We start from the raw sequence: 15,100 nt of genomic DNA, 5'->3' as shown, positions 1-15,100 counted from the left end.
ATCAGCGGGTTCGGGGTTCAAGTCCCTGATGGCGCACAGCACATCCCTTCACCAGCGGAGACGTCGGTGAGGGGATTTTTCATTCCGAAGTCTTCGTTACGGCCGGACCTCGGGGGCCTCACTTCACGTTGTTGGCCGCCGTCGACAGCTTCGGAACGATACGGTCGAGCAACCACGGCAGGTTTACGACGTTCGGCGAACTCGCGGCGAAGACGAGGTCGGGATCGGTCATAGCCACGTTCGACTTCTGACGCACCGCGCGGAGCGTGGTGTACGCCGGGTTCGACTCGGCGTCCGCCTTGGTCGACTCGTCCAGGAACCAGGTGGTGAGAACGTCGGGGGAGTATCGGCCGACGCTCTCCCAACCGACCTGTGCGGCGAACTTCCCGTCCGGCGCGGACTCCCGAAGCGAGGCGAGCGACTCGAGCGGAGTGAACCCCATGGCGGCCAGCATCTCGACGCGCGGGTCGGTGTCGAAGTAGTAGCCGAGGCCCGCTGGATCGGTGACGCTGGTGGCCGCGACCGTCTTGCCGGAGAACTCCGGATGGGAGCGTTTGACCTCGGCGAGCCGTTCGTCTGCGTCCGCGACGAGTTGCTTGGCCTCGTCGGGCTTGCCGAGCACCGCGCCGACGGTTGTGGCCTGGTCTCGCCAGCTGGTCTGCCACGGTGCGCCGGGATAGGCGACCGTCGGGGCGATGTTGCTGAGCAGTGCATACTGGTCCGCAGTGAGGCCGGACTGGACGGCGAGGATCACATCGGGGTCGAGGGCGGCGATCTTCTCGTACGGCACCGACTTGCTGGTCTCGTCGAGCAGTTCGGGCTTCGCGTCACCGAGGCGGTCTGCGACCCACGGCTGAATACCGCTGCCGTCGGAGGTATCCGACGTCATATCGCGCATCCCGACCGGCGTGACTCCGAGTGCGAGGGCCGTTTCGGTACTGCCCCAGCCGAGAGTGACGACACGTTCGGGGCGAGTCGGGACAGTGACGTCTCCGAGTGCCGATGCGACCGTCACCGGATACCCGGCGGCGACGTCTGCCTGGGTGTCGTCGTCGGACGGTGAGCACGCGGTCATACAAGCGGCGGTCGTAGCGACGGTGGCCAGAACCACGAGTCCTCGTCGAATCATCGTTCTCCTCTGTCCTGAGAAGAGCCACCCGGCCCTTCAGTATGCCTAGCCTAACCATCACCTATGGTGGTCCTGGTAGTTGGCTGTGACGACTGATCCGATGCGCGGCACCGTCAACCTCTAGTCGATGTCGTGACCCATTCGGTCGAATGAGTCACACCGGTGTGACCCCGGCGTCGATGCAGTGGTCGTTGTCGGAGGTATTGGGTATTGTCGACAGCGATTCATCGAGGTAGTGGAGCTTTCGTCCGTCGGTAACATCCCTGCGTGCAGTGACGACAAAAAGGACGACGCTGCACCTGCGTGTGGCGAATCGGTCCAGCTGTCCTCGGCGACGAGGAATACGGTCGACGTCTCGTACAATCGACGAGAATCGGAACACGGTCCGCTTTCGGATTCCCATGACCATGAGTCGGGAACGGTTTAGAAGAGGTTTGGTAGCAAGATGGGCATCACTCGGAGTGGCCGACGCAGACCAAAGGTCACGGCGTCGGTGGTTGCGCTGTTGGTCGGGACGATGGCATTCCTATCGGCCTGCGGTGGAAACTACGGCAGCGAAGTCCAGGCGGATGGCGAGTTCGCCGACATGATCAAGCCCGCGATCTCCGTCACGGACACCGGCGGCGAGGCGCTCGGTAAGAACGAGGTCGACGTCCAGCCCGGGCAGCCCATCGTCGTGAACGCGACCGAGGGCGCCATCACCGACGTGAAGATCAAGAAGGCCAGCGGTGGATTTATCGCTGGTGACGTCAGCGACGACGGTGCGAAGTGGACGAGCACCGAGCCGTTCGGCTACGGCCGTAGCTACACCGTCAACGCGACCGCGTCCGGCGTCGGCGGCAGTACCACGAGCACGACCAAGTTCACGACGCGTTCTCCGCAGAACCAGACCGCTGCCTACATCACTCCGCCGAACGGTGAGACCGTGGGCGTGGCGCAGCCCGTCGGTGTCCGCTTCGACGAGGCGATCGCCGATCGGAAGGCCGCTGAGAAGGCCATCACGATCACGACGAACCCGAAGACCGAAGGTGCGTTCTACTGGATCAGCGACCAGGAAGTGCGCTGGCGTCCCAAGGAGTACTGGAAGCCCGGTACCAAGGTCGACGTGAAGGCCAACATCTTCGGCATCGATCTCGGCGACGGCACGTTCGGTCAGGACAATGCGTCGTCCAGCTTCAAGGTCGGTCGCGATCTCGAGCTCTCGGTCGACGACAGCGACAAGATCGTTGTGGTCAAGCGCGACGGCAAGGTGATTCGTCGGATGCCGACGTCGATGGGCAAGGCTGACGCGCCGACCAACAACGGCGTCCACACGATCGGCGACCGCGTCGACAGCATCATCATGGACTCCGCGACCTACGGTGTCCCGAACACCTCGGCCGACGGATACCGCACGCCGGTCGACTACGCGACCCAGATGTCCTACAGCGGCATTTACCTGCACGCGGCTCCCTGGTCGGTGTGGGCGCAGGGCAACACCAACACGTCTCACGGCTGCCTCAACCTGAGTCCCGAGGACGCGCTGTGGGTCGTGCGGAACACGCTGCGAGGAGACCCGGTGACCGTCACCGGTACCGTCGGCGAGCAACTGCCGGGGACCGACGGTCTCGGTGACTGGAACATCCCGTGGTCGACCTGGTCGAAGGGCAACGCGTAACCGCCGCGGCCTTTGCCCCCCATAAGTGAACATATGAAAAGAGTCCGGCTGAGGGATCCTCGGCCGGACTCTGCCATTGTGCGGTGTTAGTATCGCGGACGGTAGAAAAAATCACTGACGATTGGTATGGACACCATGGCTCGTCCCTCGTGGGAAACTGAGGACCTGACCGCACTGCGTGAGATGGCGCGCGGCTTCTGTGAGAAGGAGATCGCTCCCAACACTGAGCGGTACATCGAACAACACCACGTCGATCGCGACCTGTGGCGTAAGGCAGGCGAAGTCGGACTCCTCTGCATGTCGATTCCGGAAGAGTACGGCGGCGGTGGCGGAACGTTCGCTCACGAAGCAGTTCTGATCGAGGAGCAGGCCCGCCTCGTCGACTCGTCGTGGGGGCAGAGCCTGCACAACGGCATCATCGCCCACTACATTCTGGCGTACGGCTCGGAAGAGCTGAAGAACAAGTGGCTGCCGAAGATGGCCTCCGGCGAGGTCGTCGGCGCGATCGCCATGACCGAGCCGGGCACGGGATCGGATCTGCAGAACGTCAAGACCAAGGCGGTCAAGGACGGCGACGACTACGTCATCGACGGTTCCAAGACCTTCATCACCAACGGTGGTCAGGCCGACATCGTGATCGTCGTCGCCAAGACCGATCCCGCAGCGGGCGCCAAGGGCATCTCGTTGATCCTGGTGGAGACCGACCGTGAGGGCTTCAGCCGCGGCCGGATCCTCGACAAGGTCGGCATGCGTGGTCAGGACACCGCGGAACTCAACTTCTCAGGTGTGCGCGTCCCGCAGTCGAACCTCCTCGGCGACCAAGAGGGCCTCGGCTTCATCCAGCTGATGACCCAACTGCCGCAGGAGCGATTGATCATCGCCGTCGCGTCCGTCGCCGGTATGGAGGTGGCGCTGGAGAAGACACTCGAATACACCAAGGAGCGCACCGCGTTCGGCAAGCCGGTGTTCGGGTTCCAGAACACCAAGTTCAAGCTCGCGGAAGTGGCGACCGAGGCGCATATCGCCCGAGTGTTCGTCGACGACTGCATCGAGAAGCACCTGCGTGGGGAACTCGACATTCCGACAGTGGCGATGGCCAAGTGGTGGACCACCGAGCGCGCCATGCAGGTCGCTGACACCTGTCTGCAGCTGTTCGGCGGATACGGCTACATGAACGAGTACCCGATCGCACGCATGTGGGCCGACAACCGCGTCCAGATGATTTACGGCGGCACCAACGAGATCATGAAGGAAGTCATCTCGCGTTCGCTGTGACGCGTTAGTGCGTCGGGTTGGTGTAAGCGGCAAGGAACTCGGTGAGCATCTTCGCGGTGACCGGTCTCGGCAATGACTCAATCGCGGAAATCACCGCGCTCATATCGAGAGCATCCGACGTGTCCGCCGGATCGGTGTGCGGGTCGATTCCCGCACCTGTCAGGACGGCTTCGGTGGATACCGAATCGAGCGAGAGTGCGTCGTCGACGGTGATCGCACCGGCGTCGAACGCGTCGGCCAACTCCTGAAGTGGCCCCGGTGCGGGGGAGCGGTCAGTCCCTCGAGCGGCGTCGGCTCCTTCGCGCAGTGCCGCCGACAGTTCTTCGATGACCGCCGACGTGGCCGGAGTGATCGTCAAATGGGTACTCGCAGGCAGCACCGAGCCGTCCTTCTGGACGTACTCGGGCTGTGCCTGCAGTGTGAAGCCTCGTGCGGCGACCTCGTCGGCCCATCGGTGGGGGTGGATGGGGGTCGTCGCACCCTGGTCGGCGGTGACGGCGAATACGGGACCAGTCGGCTCGCCGACAACCCGTAGCCCGTCGAGGCCCTCGACGGCGGCCACGAGTGTGCGTACCGAGGTTGCGATGTCCGCGACGAGTCGGGCGAAACCGTCGTCGCCGAGGTGCCTCGCTATGGCCCATGCGGTGGCCGGGCCTGCTGCCGATTTGGAACCGAGAAGTGTCGGGTTCACGATCGGGTAGCCGGGCCAGTCCGTGGTCGAGAAGTAGGCGGCGCGGTGCCGGTCCCGCTCGGCGTACAACAGCACCGAGGCGCCCTTGGGCGCGTATCCATACTTGTGGAAGTCGGCAGACAGGCTGGTGACGCCGGGCACGGTCAGATTCCACGCTGGTAGCGGCTGCGGCCACCAGGCGAGCGCGAAACCGCCGAGGCACGCGTCCACGTGTAGGCCGACACCGCGTCGCAACGCCAGGGCTCCGAGGTCGGCGATCGGGTCGAGGGCTCCGGTCGGGTAGTTGGGCGCCGAGCCCACGAGCAGGATCGTGTCGTCATCGACGGCCCGCGCCATCGCGTCGATGTCGGCACGTGTGGTGATGGGATCGACTGGGACTCGATGCACTGTGACGCCGAGTAGCTTTGCGGCTTTGTCGAATGCCGCGTGCGCCGTCGACGGGACGACGATGTTGCCCGATCCGGCAGGCGTCCGCGTGTGTTCACGTGCCGAGAGGACCGCGAGCACGCAGCTCTCCGTGCCGCCGGAGGTCACCGAGCCCACCGCATCAGCTGATCCGAATGCTTTGCGCGCGAAGGAGATCAAGTCTCGCTCAAGGACCGCGACTGATCCGAAGACGGTCGGGTCGAGGCCGTTGACCGGCTGCACGAGTGCCGCAGCGTCGGCGGCGAGACGGTCGAGATCCGCCAGACCGGAATCGTAGACGTACGACAGGATCCGGCCGCCGTGGGTCGGCGCGTCGGTGCTTCGGAGTCGTCGGAGTTCAGTGAGGACGTCGTTGGGGGAGTTCACCGGTTTGGTGCCCTTTCATAGCGGAGGAATACGACGATGCTGACAGCGACCAGCAGAGCAGGCAGGAGAGAGAAGCCGCCGGCGATTCCTGCGATGGCGACGTCGCTCTGCGCACGGTCCTCGTCGTTCGTCGATGAGACGAAACCGGTCGCTGCGAGGACGAGGAGGTACGCGCCGGGGCCGAGAGCGAGCCCCAGCGTCTCGCCCGCGGTCCAGAGGCCCGACAACGAGCCGCCCTGGTCGCGTCCTCGGGCCGCCGACACCTCGTCGATGACGTCGGGAAGCATCGCAAGCGGAAATGTCTGCATCCCCGCGTACCCGACGCCCGCGAGCGCGACCAGCGCGAAGATCCACGGCCCCGAACCGAACATGGCACCCGCCAACCCGAGCGCGGCGACCCCGAATAGGACGGAAGCGGCGATCAGCGCGGCCGGCTTGCCGTACCGGACGCCGACCCTGACCCAGACGGGCATCACGAGCAGTGCCGGGCCGACGAGCGCGACGAAGAGAAGCGTCAACGCACCGGAGTCGTCCAGGACGTATGTCGCGAGATACTGCGCGCCCGCGAGCATCACGGCACTGGCCAACGCCTGAAGGACGAAGACCGTCACCAGGATCCGATAGCGGGCGTTGTCACGGAACGCGGTGAACGCGTCGCGCTGGCGGGTGGGCGTGGCGTTGACCGCCACTCGCGCCCGACCATGCGTGCCCGCGAATGCGGTCGCCGCGGCCATACCCGCAGCGATGAGGGCGGCAGCAGCGATCGCCATCACCAGGTAACCTCCCGGGCCGCCGCCGAAGACGTCCCGGATCGCGGGCGCGCCAGCTCCGACGACGAGGATGGTCAACGCGAGGATCGCGATGCGCACAGAGACCAGTCGGGTCCTTGCGTTGTAGCCGTCGGTGAGCTCGGCAGGCAACGCGATATACGGGACTTGGAAGCAGGCGTAGGCCAGGGCGCCCGCGGTGAAGAAGAACAGGACCCACACTGCAGCTGCAGCTGGGCCGAGTCCGGTCGGCGTCGCGAACGTGAGGATGAACGTCGGCACCAGTGCCCCCGTGCCGATCCACATCAGTCGCGTCCTCGATCGGGTCGCCGCCGCGTGCCGATCGCTGATCGCACCGATCAACGGGTTGACGACGACGTCGACGGCCTTGGGGATCACGACGACGATCGACGCGAGGATTGCCGCGACGCCGAGGGTGTCGGTGAGGTAGTAGGCGAGGACGAGTCCGGGGAGGACGCCGAAGCCTCCGGTCCCGACACTGCCTGCGGCATAGCCGGCTACCACGCGACGCGTCACCATTTCGTGAACCTATCCGACCCGACCGGAATTGTCGGGAGTTCAGGGGAGTGCCGTCGACATCCACCGAATCGGCGACGTGTAGAACAGGATGCATGCTGACCAACGACGACCGGATCGCAGCACTGGAGGCGATCGAATCGATTAAGAGCCTCAAACACGGGTACTGGAGAGCCTGTGACGCGAAGGACCCCGAGGGGTTCGAGGACTCCTTCATCTCCGAGGGCGCGGTGATCGATTACGGTCCACTCGGCAGCTTCGACGACGTGAAGCCGGTGGTCGAGGTCTTCCGCAACGTCGCCTGTGCGAAGGTGGACGGTCGCTACACGGTCCTGGACATGCATCATGGCTCGCACCCGGAGATCGAACTGACGGCGCACGACACGGCAGTCGGTCGATGGTCGCTGCGGTTCCGTCAGGTGAACACCGTTGAGCGGACCGAGACCGTGACGATCGGCGAGTACGACGATGAGTACAGGTTCACCGACGGAGCATGGCGAATCTCGGTGAGTCGTTTCACGCCGCGGTGGTCCATCACGAGGCCGCTAGGTGACGGCGCTCGGATCGAAGAGGGTACTTTCGGTAGTCGTGGTTGACTTCGCATATGTGATCGCCGGGTCGGAGGCGACCGGCGGCGCCGGTATCCAGACAGATCTCAAGACGTTTCAGGCGTCCGGAGTATTCGGCCTCGGCGCTATCACCTGCATCGTGTCGTTCGATCCAGCGAACGACTGGCGACATCGGTTCGTGCCGATAGAGCCGGGCGTCATCGCCGACCAGATCGAAGCCGCGACGAGCGCATACGACCTCGACGTCGTCAAGATCGGAATGCTCGGCACGCCTGCGACGATCGACGTCGTCGCGGACGCGTTGGGCCGACAGTCGTGGCGTCACGTCGTCCTCGACCCGGTTCTGATCTGCAAGGGCCAGGAGCCCGGAGCTGCGCTCGACACCGACCAGGCGTTGCGTGCCAAGGTCCTGCCGCAGGCCACCGTCGTGACCCCGAATCTGTTCGAGTCGCAGATCCTGTCCGGAATGAACTCGATCACCACCGTCGACGAGCTCGCGGAGGCCGCTCGCCGTATCGGTGCGCAGGGCCCGCAGTACGTGTTGGCCAAGGGCGGCGTCGAACTGCCCGGAGACGATGCGGTCGACCTCCTGTTCGACGGGCAGGATGTGACGGTACTGCGTGCACCGAAGATCGGCGGCAAGCGGGTCTCCGGCGCCGGCTGCACTTTGGCTGCGGCGTTGACGGCCGAGCTCGCGAAGGGTGCGTCGGTCATCGACGCGGCGCGTAGCGCAAAGGACTTCACCGGTGCGGCGATTGCGGCGCGCGTGAGTGGACACCTCCCGTTCGACGCTGTCCGTCAAGGCGTCGAGGGCTGAGTCAGTCGCCCAACTGCCCGGACAGTCGGTCTCGCCGCTGAGTGGACTCCTCGTTCAGGCCGACGATGTCGACGGTCTTGTCCTTGGCTCGGTACTTGGTCTCGATGGCGTCGAGCGCGGCGACGGTCGAGGCGTCCCAGACATGGGTGTCCGAGAGATCGATGACGACGTGGTCGGGGTCGTCGACGTAGTCGAACTGATACACGAGGTCGTTGCTGGACGCGAAGAACAGTTCGCCGCGCACGTGGTAGACGCGGGTGATCTGGTCGCCGTCGACAAGGTCGGTGCGTGTCACCTTTGTGAAATGGGCGACACGCCGGACGAACAGCAGGGTCGCGACGATGACGCCCGCGACGACGCCGATCGCCAGGTTGCTGGTCGCGACCGTCGCGACGACGGCGATCACCATGACAGCCGTCTCGCTCCTCGGCATCCGGCGCAGGGTGGACGGGCGAATGCTGTGCCAGTCGAAGGTGGTGGCGGAGACCATGATCATCACTGCGACGAGCGCGGCCATCGGAATCTGTCCGACGATGTCGCCGAGACCGACGACGAGAACGATGAGGGCCACACCGGTCAGGAACGTCGAGATGCGGGTCCGGGCCCCGGCGGTCTTCACGTTGACCATCGTCTGGCCGATCATGGCGCAGCCGCCGATACCGCCGAAGATGCCAGTCACCACGTTCGCGACGCCCTGACCCCAGCCCTCACGAGTCTTGTTCGAATGAGTGTCGGTGATGTCGTCGACGAGTTTCGCAGTCATCAGCGACTCGAGCAGGCCTACGAGCGCCATGCCTGCGGCGTACGGCGCGATGATCCGCAGCGTCTCGAGGTCGAAGGGGACGTCGGGGATGAGCCAGTGGGGCAGGGAACTGGGGAGTTCGCCCTCGTCGCCGACGGTGGGGACTCCTACTCCGAACGCCATCGCCACAGCGGTCAGGACGATGATCGCGATGAGCGGCGACGGCACCACGGTGGTCAGCCTGGGCAGTCCGACGATGATGGCCAGTCCGACAGCGATCATCGGATACACCATCCAAGGCACGTCGACCATGTGTTGTATCTGCGCCGAGAAGATCAGGATCGCGAGCGCGTTCACGAATCCGACCATCACGCTGCGCGGGATGAATCGCATGAGCCGCGCGACACCGCACACGCTGAACACGATCTGCAGCACGCCGGCGAGGAGGACGGTCGCGATGAGGTAGTCGATGCCGTGTTCACGGACGACGGGTGCGATCACGAGTGCGGTCGATCCGGCGGCGCCGGAGATCATCGCGGGACGCCCGCCGACGATCGAGATCGTCACCGCCATCGTGAACGACGCGAACAGTCCCATACGCGGATCGACGCCAGCCGCGATCGAGAACGAGATCGCTTCGGGGATCAAGGCAAGGGCCGTGACAACGCCTGCCAGGGCCTCTTTCGTCAAGAGGCGAGGGCTGCGCAATGCGGTTATGACCGGTCCGTCGAGGAGACGGGACGCCGTTGCGTGCACCGCGGCTTCTCCTGTCGGTCGAGTGTTGCCTAGAACCGAGGAAACACTACTCGCCTTTAGCCCAGGAGATCGGCGAGGATCGCCAGGCCGTGATCGGCGTCATCGGCACGTGCGTGGCTGAAGTTCAGTCGCATCGTTCCGAGGTCGGGCAGATCGGGTGAGAACTCCTCCCCGGGCATGAACGCGACGCCGCGCTCGATCGCTGCTGCGAGAAGCGGTCGAGTGTCGAGGCGCTGCGTGAGCCGGAGCCAGAAGAACAGTCCGCCCTTCGGCCTCTCCCAGGTCGCGAGGTTCTGGAAGTGCCGGGTCAGTGCGGCGTCGAAGGTGTCGCGTCGTTCCCGGTAGAAGTCGGCGAGACGATCGATCCGAGCCGTCCAGCCGGGGGCGGTGAGGGCGTCGAGAACGATGTGCTGCGACAGCCGCGAGGTATGGAGGTCGGTGGCCTGTTTGATCATGACGAGTTTGTCGAACAGATCCGCAGACGCGGCGATGAAGCCCAGCCGCAGACCCGGTGCGAACGTCTTGGAGAACGATCCCTGATAGATCCACTGTCCGCCGGCCATCCGTGCGGCGACCGGCGTGCGGTCGCACGGATCGTAGACGAGATCGCGGTATGGGTCGTCTTCGAAAAGCACGGTGTCCTCGCGTAGGCAGCGTTCGGCGAGGCGGTCGCGGTCGACAGCGGACATGCACGCTCCGGTGGGGTTGCCGAAGGTGGGGACGACGTACGCCAGACGCGCATCCTCGTTCGACGACGCCGCGAGGTCGACGAACCGTGCGCCGTAGAAGCGGAACACCTGAAGCGCCGCGAGGTAGGTCGGGTCGTCGACCGCTGTCGGCGTCCCCGGGTCGACGAGGAGTTTCGCAACGAGGTCGATGCCCTGCTGGCTGCCGCTGAGGATCATCACGCGATGCGGTGGCGCGTCGACACCGAGATCCATCAGACGTCGAGACACCTCGGCCCGCAGCGCGGGCTCGCCTTCGGACGGGCCGTACTGCAGGACCGACGGAGGAACGCTGCCCGACCACTCCGGGAGCATGTCGGTGGCAGGCAGGCCGCCCGCGAATGAGACCATCCCGGGTCGGTCGATCACTTCGAGGATCGACCGAATAGGAGATGGGCGAAGCCCTTCGATACGCTGCGAGAACATGCGGAACTCCAGACTTGGGTCAACATTGTTGACCCAATTGTGCGGGCTGAGACAAGATAGGTCAATATGGTTGACTCGAATCGCGAAGCGGAGCTCCGCGACGCCGTTGAGGCGCTCTATTTCGGGTATCGCGCATTCACTGCGTTGCCCGACCAGATCTTGACCGAATACGGTCTCGGGCGCGCTCACCACCGCATCCTCTACTTCGTCCAGCGTGAACCCGGGATCTCCGTCGGCGATCTGTGTGTGGTGCTCGACGTCTCGAAGCAGGCGATCAATCGGCCGATCAGAGATCTGGAGTCCATCGACCTGCTGACCGTCGATGCGGACGTTCGGGACCGGCGCGTGCGCCGACTGACGACGTCGGCGGCGGGCGCCGAACTCGAAGCCCGACTCACTGGCTCTCAACTGTCGCTCCTGGCGTCCGTGTTCGCTGGAGTCGATGCCCGCGCCGAAGCCCAGTGGACAGACGTGATGACGCGTCTCGCCGGAGCCGACAGCGAGTGACCGGCCCACAGCGCCCGTCGACGGTGAACTGGACCGAGAACGATTGCCTGCACTCGGTTCGCTGGCACTCGGAGTCCGGTGCCGACGCGCCGTCACGTGTCGTCGTGATCGGTGACGAAACCACCGCGAATCACGCATACCGGCTCGCGCGCTCGGGTACCGGGCTGTTGTGGCGCGGCGACTACCACAACGCACGCCAGCTGCTGACGGCGATCGGGCGGCGGATCGACCGCATTGCCACTCGACGCGGAGACGGCTCGTCGAGCTTCGCCGCGCACCGCGCGCAGCGGGCCGAACGCGCCCGAATCCTGGGCGCGCTGATCGTGCAGCTCGACGACGACTACAGACTGGGGCTGCGTCGTGCGCCGGAGGTTAGACAGGCGTGCGTCGAGGCCCATGGTGAGCCGCACGAGGCGATGTGTATCGCGCTGACCGAACTGCTCGGCGTGATCAGCGCGCGACAGTGGCATGAGAAGGGGGTACCGATCCCGACGCTCGACGCCCGAATCCACCCCTGCTACGGAGTGTTCTCCCCGATCAGGGGCGAGTACATCGACCTCGTAGCTCGTGCCCCGTTGCACGTGGGGGCAAGAGTGGCGTTCGATCTAGGCACCGGCACGGGGGTGCTCGCTGCGCTCCTGGCCCGCCGTGGAATCGGCCAGGTGACCGCGACCGACATCAATCCCCGCGCGGTGGCGTGCAGTCGCGACAACATCGCGCGCCTCGGCTACCGAGAACAGGTCGACGTGCTCGAAGCGGATCTGTATCCCTCGGGTCGAGCCGACCTGATCGTGTGTAACCCTCCGTGGCTGCCGGGCCGCCCCTCGTCGGCTCTGGAACAGGGCGTCTACGACGAGGACTCGCAGATGCTCCACGGATTCCTCGACGGTCTGTCGGCGCACCTCTCCGAGGGAGGGGAGGGCTGGCTGATCCTCTCCGACCTCGCCGAGCATCTCGGCGAACGGGCAACCGACCACCTCGCGCAACGCTTCGCCGCCGCGGGACTGCGCGTCGTCGACCGGCTCGACACGACGCCGACTCATCGTCGATCGAAGGACTCGTCAGACCGGTTTCATGCCGCACGCAGCCGCGAGAGGACGTCGCTGTGGCGTCTGACGCCCGACGATCTCGGTATGGTGAACCCATGACGGTCGCCCTCCGTGCGCAGGAAGCGTCGGACACCGAGCTCCTGCACGCGCTCTTCAGTGACGCCGCCACGACTCGGTACTGGTTCGTCGAGCCGTATCTGACGCGCGCCGACGTGCAGGCGCAGTTCGAGCGTCGTCGCGGTGACGGCTCCGCTCGACGGTTCGTCATCAGCGACGAAGGCGCAGACGTCGGCATCGTCGAACTCGTCGACATCTCGCCGCTGCACCGGACATGCGAGTTCCAGATCATCGTCGCGCCGGGGAATCAGGGGCGCGGGTACGCGCACACGGCGACGAAATTGGTTCTGGACTACGCGTTCGGAACGTTGAACCTGCACAAGGTGTACCTGCTGGTCGACGTCGACAACGCCGGAGCGATCCATGTCTACACCAAGGCCGGGTTCGAGGCCGAGGCGACGCTGCGCGAGGAGTTCTACGCCGAAGGCGCCTACCGAGACGTGGTGCGGATGGCAGTGTTCGCGCGCGACTGGGGCATCACGGGCTCGCGATGATCTGTTGCTCGCCGTCGTGGACGACCAGCGCTTGATCGTCGTCGAGTGCGAGCAACGGGAAACGGTCGCCGAACGTCGTGAACGTCCGGTCGATCAACGCGGACGGGTACGCCGGAAGCATTCCGCCCGCGTGGGGGATCGGCACGTCCGAGATCCACCCGAAGCCCGTGGTGTTCTCGAGTCCCGGCGCCTGCGCCGGATCGTCGAGCAGGCCGGAGGGTTCGATGTCGGGGCCGGCGATCACCGATCCGGCGCTCAGTCCGATATACGGGAGACCGTCACGGATCCGCTTGTCGAGCACCAGGTCCATGCCGGACGCTCGCAGTTCGTGCCAGATGATGAAGGTGTTGCCGCCGCCGACAAAGACTGCATCGACCGACTCCGGAGCGGCCGCGAAGTCGACCACTCGGAAGCCTCTGTCTGCGAACAATTCTCGGCCCGCACCCCAGATGTGACCGATCGTGGTCTCGCGAGGCGGCTTTCCGACGGTGTCGGCGACGAAACGCTCTACGGCCCCGTCACCGAGGGAGAGTAGAAGCAGGTGCACGAGACTCGACGCTACCGGCTACTCCGCGTCAGACGTCTCCGCGTCGCAGCATCCGGCCGTGCGCGGTCTGGAAGTCGACCCTCTCGCCCCGCAGCCACGTGCTCGTCACGACGCCTGCGAGCGCTCGACCGTCGTACGGTGTGATCGGATTCTTGTGGTGGAGCTTGTGCACGTCGACGACCTGGGCGGACTCCGGTTCGAAGATCGCGAAGTCGGCGTCGTAGCCGAGCGCGATCTTGCCTTTTCGGTTCAGCCCGGCGAGAGCGGCGGGGTTCGCGGCCATCCACTCCATCACCTGGGGCAACTCGATACCGCGCCGCTTGGCCTCGGTCCAGATCAGCGACAAGCCCAGTTGGAGGGATGCGACGCCGCCCCATGCGACGCCGAAGTCGCCGTTCTCGATGTCCTTGAGGTCGACGGTCGACGGTGAGTGGTCCGAGACGATGCAGTCGATCGTGCCGTCGAGCAAGCCCTGCCACAGCAGTTCCCGGTTCGACGCCTCACGGATCGGCGGGCAGCACTTGTATGCGGTTGCGCCGTTCGGGATCTCCTCGGCGAGGAGCGTCAGGTAGTGCGGGCACGTCTCGACGGTGATCTTGACGCCGTCGCGGCGAGCCGTCGCGACCATCGGGAGGGCGTCCGACGACGACAGGTGCAGGACGTGGGCGCGCGCCCCGGTCCACCGTGCGCGTTCGATGACCTCGGCGATGGCGACGTTCTCCGCGCCGCGCGGTCGGGACGCGAGGAACTGCGAGTACTGGTTGCCCTCCGCGGTCGGAGCGTGGTCGATGGCGCGCGAGTCCTCGGCGTGCACGATCATCAGCGAGTCGAACCCGGCCAGCACGGCCATGTCCTTCTCCATCTCGTCGGCTTCGAGGTGGGGGAACTCGTCGACGCCGGAGTGCAGAAGGAAGCATTTGAAGCCGAACACGCCCTCGTCGTGAAGGCCCCGCAGGTCGTCAGTGTTTCCCGGGACCGCTCCGCCCCAGAAGCCGACGTCGATGTGGGTTTTGCCCGATGCCGCTGCGCGTTTGGCGTTGAGTGCCTCGACGTTCACCGTCGGCGGGATCGAGTTGAGCGGCATGTCGATGAGGGTGGTGACGCCGCCTGCTGCCGCAGCTCGGGTCGCTGAGTCGAAGCCCTCCCATTCGGTGCGGCCCGGCTCGTTCACGTGGACGTGCGTGTCGACCAGTCCGGGAATCATCACCTGCTCGTCGGTGAGTTCCACGACCTGCTCGCCGGTCAATCCGCTGCCCAGCGGTTCGATCGCGACGACGCGACCGTCGCGGATTCCGATCTCACGGGGGACGATGCCAGCAGTAGTGAGCGTGTGCTCACCGCGGACGACCAGGTCGAAGGTCGGCTGACTCGCCTGCTCGGTAGCGGCAGTGCTCATCTACGTGCTCCTTAACGCCGACGTAACTCGGCGGCAACGCAATTTCTCATCGTGGAATAGAAACTCTACTCATTGGAAGATTCTAGATGTGAGCATTGACACCGTCA

Annotated in this window: 14 protein-coding genes; 7 read left to right on the top strand and 7 right to left on the bottom strand. The window is 65.3% G+C overall.

From position 1 onward, the window contains the following. Positions 1 to 118 precede the first annotated feature (118 nt). A complete protein-coding gene (locus ACTIMF_RS14465; RefSeq protein ID WP_442350996.1) occupies positions 119 to 1,129 on the bottom strand; it encodes an iron-siderophore ABC transporter substrate-binding protein in 1,011 nt (336 codons plus the stop codon). 445 nt (positions 1,130 to 1,574) lie between these two features. Between ACTIMF_RS14465 and ACTIMF_RS14460 the strand changes: the two genes are divergently transcribed. Next, positions 1,575 to 2,786, top strand: a complete 1,212-nt coding sequence (locus ACTIMF_RS14460) for a L,D-transpeptidase (RefSeq protein WP_442350995.1) — start codon at positions 1,575 to 1,577, stop codon at positions 2,784 to 2,786. A gap of 135 nt (positions 2,787 to 2,921) precedes the next feature. After that, complete coding sequence (locus ACTIMF_RS14455) at positions 2,922 to 4,061, top strand: acyl-CoA dehydrogenase family protein (protein WP_442350994.1); 1,140 nt, start codon at positions 2,922 to 2,924, stop codon at positions 4,059 to 4,061. A gap of 4 nt (positions 4,062 to 4,065) precedes the next feature. On the opposite strand, the gene ACTIMF_RS14450 is transcribed toward ACTIMF_RS14455, so the two are convergent. Both ACTIMF_RS14450 and ACTIMF_RS14445 read right to left on the bottom strand, forming a co-directional pair. Further along, entirely contained in the window at positions 4,066 to 5,544 is a 1,479-nt protein-coding gene (locus ACTIMF_RS14450; RefSeq protein WP_442350993.1) for a pyridoxal phosphate-dependent decarboxylase family protein, read from the bottom strand. After that, positions 5,541 to 6,851: an MFS transporter gene (locus ACTIMF_RS14445; protein ID WP_442350992.1), complete on the bottom strand. Its 1,311-nt coding sequence runs from the start codon at positions 6,849 to 6,851 to the stop codon at positions 5,541 to 5,543. The genes ACTIMF_RS14450 and ACTIMF_RS14445 overlap by 4 nt, the downstream gene beginning before the upstream one ends. A gap of 92 nt (positions 6,852 to 6,943) precedes the next feature. Between ACTIMF_RS14445 and ACTIMF_RS14440 the strand changes: the two genes are divergently transcribed. Both ACTIMF_RS14440 and thiD read left to right on the top strand, forming a co-directional pair. After that, positions 6,944 to 7,444: a nuclear transport factor 2 family protein gene (locus tag ACTIMF_RS14440; RefSeq protein WP_442350991.1), complete on the top strand. Its 501-nt coding sequence runs from the start codon at positions 6,944 to 6,946 to the stop codon at positions 7,442 to 7,444. After that, a complete protein-coding gene (gene thiD / locus ACTIMF_RS14435; protein ID WP_442350990.1) occupies positions 7,437 to 8,234 on the top strand; it encodes a bifunctional hydroxymethylpyrimidine kinase/phosphomethylpyrimidine kinase in 798 nt (265 codons plus the stop codon). Before ACTIMF_RS14440 ends, thiD begins: the two co-directional genes overlap by 8 nt. A 1-nt stretch (position 8,235) precedes the next feature. On the opposite strand, the gene ACTIMF_RS14430 is transcribed toward thiD, so the two are convergent. Together ACTIMF_RS14430 and ACTIMF_RS14425 are read right to left on the bottom strand one after the other, a co-directional pair. Further along, positions 8,236 to 9,732: a SulP family inorganic anion transporter gene (locus ACTIMF_RS14430; protein ID WP_442350989.1), complete on the bottom strand. Its 1,497-nt coding sequence runs from the start codon at positions 9,730 to 9,732 to the stop codon at positions 8,236 to 8,238. Between the two features lie 56 nt (positions 9,733 to 9,788). Continuing rightward, a complete protein-coding gene (locus ACTIMF_RS14425) occupies positions 9,789 to 10,883 on the bottom strand; it encodes an aminotransferase-like domain-containing protein (protein ID WP_442350988.1) in 1,095 nt (364 codons plus the stop codon). Positions 10,884 to 10,949: 66 nt separating this feature from the next. Between ACTIMF_RS14425 and ACTIMF_RS14420 the strand changes: the two genes are divergently transcribed. Genes ACTIMF_RS14420 through ACTIMF_RS14410 form a run of 3 tightly spaced genes read left to right on the top strand, consistent with a single transcriptional unit; the run spans position 10,950 to position 13,050 of the window. Continuing rightward, on the top strand, positions 10,950 to 11,390 hold the full coding sequence (locus ACTIMF_RS14420) for a MarR family winged helix-turn-helix transcriptional regulator (RefSeq protein ID WP_442350987.1): 441 nt from the start codon (positions 10,950 to 10,952) through the stop codon (positions 11,388 to 11,390). Further along, positions 11,387 to 12,538: a methyltransferase gene (locus ACTIMF_RS14415; RefSeq protein ID WP_442350986.1), complete on the top strand. Its 1,152-nt coding sequence runs from the start codon at positions 11,387 to 11,389 to the stop codon at positions 12,536 to 12,538. Before ACTIMF_RS14420 ends, ACTIMF_RS14415 begins: the two co-directional genes overlap by 4 nt. Continuing rightward, a complete protein-coding gene (locus ACTIMF_RS14410) occupies positions 12,535 to 13,050 on the top strand; it encodes a GNAT family N-acetyltransferase (protein WP_442350985.1) in 516 nt (171 codons plus the stop codon). Before ACTIMF_RS14415 ends, ACTIMF_RS14410 begins: the two co-directional genes overlap by 4 nt. Here ACTIMF_RS14410 and ACTIMF_RS14405 read toward each other — a convergent pair. Next, complete coding sequence (locus tag ACTIMF_RS14405; protein ID WP_442350984.1) at positions 13,034 to 13,597, bottom strand: Type 1 glutamine amidotransferase-like domain-containing protein; 564 nt, start codon at positions 13,595 to 13,597, stop codon at positions 13,034 to 13,036. The two genes, ACTIMF_RS14410 and ACTIMF_RS14405, sit on opposite strands and share 17 nt — an antisense overlap. A 28-nt stretch (positions 13,598 to 13,625) precedes the next feature. Next, positions 13,626 to 14,993, bottom strand: coding sequence for an allantoinase AllB (gene allB / locus ACTIMF_RS14400; RefSeq protein WP_442350983.1), 1,368 nt, complete (start codon positions 14,991 to 14,993; stop codon positions 13,626 to 13,628). Positions 14,994 to 15,100: the final 107 nt, after the last annotated feature.

Origin of the sequence: Gordonia sp. (in: high G+C Gram-positive bacteria), from assembly GCF_052106715.1 — a bacterium.
Taxonomy (GTDB): Bacteria; Actinomycetota; Actinomycetes; order Mycobacteriales; family Mycobacteriaceae; genus Gordonia.
This window is presented reverse-complemented; position numbering and strand designations above follow the sequence as displayed.